This window comes from Variovorax sp. 20P10.2.4 (assembly GCF_058244205.1).
Genome location: NZ_JBZAYE010000558.1, coordinates 1 through 4,772 on the forward strand (window position 1 = coordinate 1; position 4,772 = coordinate 4,772).

Annotated in this window: 5 protein-coding genes and 1 pseudogene; 3 read left to right on the forward strand and 3 right to left on the reverse strand. The window is 68.7% G+C overall.

What is annotated here, in order from left to right:
- Positions 1-860, reverse strand: an 860-nt coding sequence (locus AC27VN_RS32865; protein ID WP_490879282.1) for a LysR family transcriptional regulator, incomplete at its 3' end; no start/stop codon positions are given.
- Positions 861-961: 101 nt separating this feature from the next.
- Here AC27VN_RS32865 and AC27VN_RS32870 point away from each other — a divergent pair.
- The 3 genes from AC27VN_RS32870 to AC27VN_RS32880 are packed head-to-tail and all read left to right on the forward strand — an operon-like array spanning position 962 to position 3,878.
- Positions 962-2,191, forward strand: a complete 1,230-nt coding sequence (locus tag AC27VN_RS32870) for a pyridoxal phosphate-dependent aminotransferase (RefSeq protein WP_490879283.1) — start codon at positions 962-964, stop codon at positions 2,189-2,191.
- Positions 2,188-3,174 carry a Bug family tripartite tricarboxylate transporter substrate binding protein gene (locus AC27VN_RS32875; RefSeq protein ID WP_208511538.1) on the forward strand — a complete coding sequence of 329 codons (987 nt, stop codon included), beginning with the start codon at positions 2,188-2,190 and terminating at the stop codon, positions 3,172-3,174. The genes AC27VN_RS32870 and AC27VN_RS32875 overlap by 4 nt, the downstream gene beginning before the upstream one ends.
- 14 nt (positions 3,175-3,188) lie before the next feature.
- Entirely contained in the window at positions 3,189-3,878 is a 690-nt protein-coding gene (locus AC27VN_RS32880) for an RraA family protein (RefSeq protein ID WP_490879284.1), read from the forward strand.
- Positions 3,879-3,981: 103 nt separating this feature from the next.
- Here AC27VN_RS32880 and AC27VN_RS32885 read toward each other — a convergent pair whose 3' ends face one another.
- Entirely contained in the window at positions 3,982-4,332 is a 351-nt protein-coding gene (locus tag AC27VN_RS32885; RefSeq protein ID WP_208511540.1) for an alpha/beta hydrolase, read from the reverse strand.
- 250 nt (positions 4,333-4,582) lie between these two features.
- A pseudogene (locus AC27VN_RS32890) lies at positions 4,583-4,772 on the reverse strand (zinc ribbon domain-containing protein); the annotation flags it as partial.

A 4,772-nucleotide genomic window follows, 5' to 3' on the forward strand; every position in this document is an offset into this window, starting at 1 on the left:
AGCTCGACGATGCGCGCCAGCGCCGGGCTCGCGTTGTCGCGCCGGTGCACGGCGCTGTAGACCAGTGGCGGCGGCATCGGGTCGCTGCGCACGATGCGCAGCAGGCCGCTGCGGATGTCGGGCCGCACGTAGTCGAGCGCCTGCTGGCTGATGCCGAAGCCGCTGATCGTCAGCTCGCGCAGCACCGTCGTGCTGTTGGTCAGCATGACCTTGCCGAAGCGGAAGCCGTGCTCGGCGCGCCAGGCCTCGTAGAAGCGGTTCTTCGAGGCACCCGCGGGCTGCTCGATCACCGGGTAGTCGGCGAACTCGTGCGGCTTCAGCGCGCGCTGCGGAATGCGCAGCCGCGGGCTCGCGATCCAGGCCTGATCGACCTGCCCCACCTTGACCGATTCGAAGGCCTGGCCCCAGAAGGTGCCCGGCATGATCGTCAGGTCGAGCTTGTTGGCCTCGAGACGCTCGAACAGCGTGAGGCCGGCATCCACCACCGGCTCGATCGTCACCTGTGGATGCAGCTTCTGCAGCAGCTGGATCAGCCGCGTGAGCCAGGTCATCGCGATCAGTTCCGTCACGCCCACGCGGAAGCTGCCGCGCAGCGTCTTGTCGAGGCTGATGTCGTGCTCGATGCGCTGCCACAGCCGCAGCGCCTCTTCCGCCAGCGGCAGCAGCTCGCGGCCGGGCTGCGCCAGCTCCAGCCCGTGCGAGGTGCGGTGCAGCAAGGGACCGCCGAGCGACTCCTCGAGCTCGGCCAGGCGCTTGGAGATGGCCGACTGCGTGGTGTGCAGCTTCACCGCCGCGGCGCTGAAGCTCTGGAGCCTCGCGCTGAACAGGAAGGCCTCGAGCTGCTTGAAGGTGAAGTTCATGCGGCGGAATGTACGCCCACCACCGGCCAGGAAAAAAAGGAATACCGAGCCACGCCGATTACTCGTTTGTCCCGCGGCGAAGGCACTTCGATACTGGCCGCATGCTTCACATCGCACCACGACTGAACCGGATCCAGCCCTCTCCGAGTTCCATGGCCGGCCAGAGGGCGCGCGAGCTGCGCGCGCAGGGCCGGGACATCCTCGCTCTCACCGCCGGCGAGCCCGACTTCGAGACGCCCGAACACATCAAGCAGGCCGCCATCCGCGCGATGGCCGAGGGCCAGACGCGCTACACCGACGTCGGCGGCACGCCGGCGCTCAAGGAGGCCATCGCGGGCAAGTTCCTGCGCGAGAACCGGCTGCGCTACGCGCCGGACGAGATCATCGTCGGCACCGGCGCCAAGCAGGTGATCTTCAATGCGCTGATGTGCACGGTGGCGGCCGGCGACGAGGTCATCGTGCCGGCGCCCTACTGGGTCTCGTACCCCGACATCGCGCGGCTGGCCGGCGGCGTGCCGGTGTTCGTCGACGGCCCGGCCGGCGCAGGCTTCAAGCTGCAGCCCGCCGACCTCGAGCGCGCCATCACCGGCCGCACGCGCTGGCTGATGCTCAACTCGCCGAACAATCCGAGCGGGGCCACCTACACGCGCGCCGAACTGCTGGCGCTGGCCGAGGTGCTGCGGCGCCATCCGCAGGTCTGGGTGCTGACCGACGACATCTACGAGCATCTGGTCTACGGCGACGCACCCTTCGCCACCCTCGCCGAGGTGGCGCCCGACCTGCAGGAACGCACGCTGACGGTGAACGGCGTCTCCAAGGCCTATGCGATGACGGGCTGGCGCATCGGCTACGGCGCCGGGCCTTCGGCGCTGATCAAGGCGATGGTCAAGCTGCAGTCGCAGAGCACCTCGGGCCCGAACTCGATCGCGCAGGCGGCCGCCATCGCGGCGCTCACCGGACCGCAGGACAGCATCGCCACCAACCGCCAGGCCTACCGCGCGCGGCGCGACACGGTGGTCGAGGCGCTCAATGCCATCGACGGCATCCGTTGCGAAGTGCCCGACGGCGCCTTCTACGTCTTCGCCTCGTGCAGCGCGCTGTTCGGGCTGCGCACGCCCCAGGGCACCACGATCGCCGACAGCGACGACTGGGTGATGCACCTGCTCGACGCGCAGGACCTCGCGTCACTGCAGGGCAGCGCCTATGGCGTGCCGACGCACTTCCGCCTCTCGTTCGCCGCCGGCACCGGGCAGCTGCTCGAAGGCTGCCGGCGCATCGCGCGCGCCCGCGCCGAACTCTCGGGCCAACCGCTTCACCAGGAACCGCAATGAAACTCCGCTCCCTTCTCACGCTGCTGCCGGTCGTGGCCGCGGGCACGGCCTGGCTCGGCGCCGCCACCGCGAGCGCGGCCGACACCTTTCCATCGAAGCCCGTGAAGATCCTCGTGGGCTTCTCGCCGGGCGGCTCGAACGACGTGGTGGCGCGGCTGATCGCGCCGAAGCTCGCCGAAGGGCTGGGCCAGCAGGTGCTGATCGACAACCGCCCCGGCGCCGGCGGCAACATCGCGGCCTCGGCCATGCTCGCCGCGCCGGCCGATGGCCACACGCTGCTGATGTGCACCACGGGCACGCTGTCGATCCAGCCGCATGTGCTGAAAAGCATGCCCTTCGATCCCGAAAAGGACATCGTGCCGGTCACGCAGGTCGTCAATGCGCCCTACATGCTGCTGGTCAACGCGAGCCTGCCGGTGAAGAACGTGAAGGAGCTGGTCGCCTACGCCAAGCAGAAGCCCGGCGAGATCAACTTCGCGTCCTCGGGCACGGCCACCGGCGGCCACCTCGCGGGCGAGATGCTCAAGAGCCGCGCGGGCATCGACATCGTGCACGTGGCCTACAAGGGCACGGGCCAGGCCATGACCGACCTGATCGCGGGCCAGGTCTCGATGATCTTCGACCAGCCCGTGAGCTCGATGCAGTACGCGCGCGCCGGCAAGCTGCGTGCCCTCGCCGTGGCCAGTCCGCGCCGGCTCGCGGCCTTTCCCGAGATTCCGACCGTGGCCGAGGCCGGCGTCGCCGAGGTCGAGCCCGTGACCTGGGCCGGCATCTGCGCGGCGAAGAACACGCCGCCCGCCGTGGTCGAACGCCTGCAGCGCGAGATCGCGAAGGTGCTCGCGCAGCCCGAGATCGCGAAACGCCTGACGGCCGACGGCCTCGAGCCCGTGGGCAGCACGCCCGAGCAGTTCCGTGCCTTCCTCGCGGCCGACAAGCGCAAGTGGGGCCGCGTGGTGAAGGACGCCGACGTCAAGGCCGAATGAGAGAACACCAGACCATGAACCCGCATCCCGACATCGTTCGCGACTTCGCGCGCGTCTCCCCCGGGCTGCTGCGCCGCGCCGCGGCCTTCCAGCCGGCCATCCTCGCCGACGTCGCGGGCCGCCGCGGCGCCCTGCACGGCCGCATCGAGGCCCTGCGCCACCGCATGAAGCTGGTGGGCAGCGCGCTCACGGTGGAGGTGCGGCCCGGCGACAACCTGATGATCCATGCCGCGATCGCGCTCGCGCAGCCGGGCGACGTGCTGGTGATCGACGGCAAGGGCGACCGCAGCGCGGCGCTGATGGGCACGATCATGATGAATGCCTGCCGCCAGGTCGGCATCGCCGGCGTGGTGATCGACGGCGCGGTGCGCGACAGCGTGGAGATCGACGAGATGGACTTCCCGGTGTTCTCGGTCGGCACCAATCCCAACGGCCCGACCAAGCTGGCCTCGGGGCGCATCGGGCACCCGGTGTCGGTCGGTGGCGTGGCGGTGCGTCCCGGCGATCTGGTGATCGGCGATGCCGATGGCGTGGTGGTGGTCGAGCGGGAGAAAGTCGAAACCCTGCTTCGCGCGGCGCAGAAGAAGGTCGAGGACGAAGCCGCGCGCATCGAAGCCATCCGACAAGGCCACACGGCGGCCAGCTGGCTCGACGCGGCGCTGCGCAATGCGGGCGTGCTCGAGGAAGGCGAGACGCTGGCGTGAGCGGCGCGCTGTCGCGCCAGACACGAAGAAAGGGCCCGCAGGCCCTTTCCTCATTCGCTTCTTTCATGCGGCCGGTGCTCTCGCACCGGCGTGCCACCGTGGCTCAGAGGCCAGCTTGACGCGTGAACGACACGCTGGGCTTCTTGTAGGCTTGCGGCACTTCGTCGCGGTAGAAGGCGCGGCGGTCGAGGCTTTGCAGCGGATCGTGGGCCTTGGCAACGGCTTCGGCACGGATGGTCGCGCGGTCGGCGGTCGAGCTGAAGGGTTGCGCACCGGCGGTGGCACCTTCGCTGTAGGCATCGCCGGCACGGGCGGCTGCCACGGCTTGCGATGCGACTTCGGAACGCGAGACCGTGGAGTGCACGGTGTGGACGCCGTCATAGGTTTCGGCTTGTGCGCCGGTGGCGGCAAGCAGGGCAACGGCAACGGCGGCGAGGATCTTCGAGGCGGTCATTTGGTATCTCCTTCAGGTTGAACGGTGGTTTGTCCGTGAGGAGAAGTTTGATCCTGTTCGACCCTTTTGAATCACCGCAAAAAGAATCACGGCGTTCGCCGTTTCGAAACAATCCAGAAAGTTTTGGACAAGTTTCACGCATGCGAGCAAGCCGCCGAATCGACCCCCTTCAGAGGGAGATTGGTCGAAAGCACTACTTTCCCGCATCCTTTGCATGCGTACGGTGCATGCATGAAATCTTGCCAAATCCTCAATGCGAGATCATCCACGGCCGCCGCGACGGTGCCGATTTGGCACCGTTCGACGCGGTCACCGTGGCACCGCGGCGCGCGCTCGTCGAGCAGCATCCGCAGCCCGATGGATGGCGCAATCGCGCATAGTCGCGCGAGCTCGCGGGCTCGTGCCGCGCGCGTTCGTTGGTGGCCATCGCGAGGCGCGTG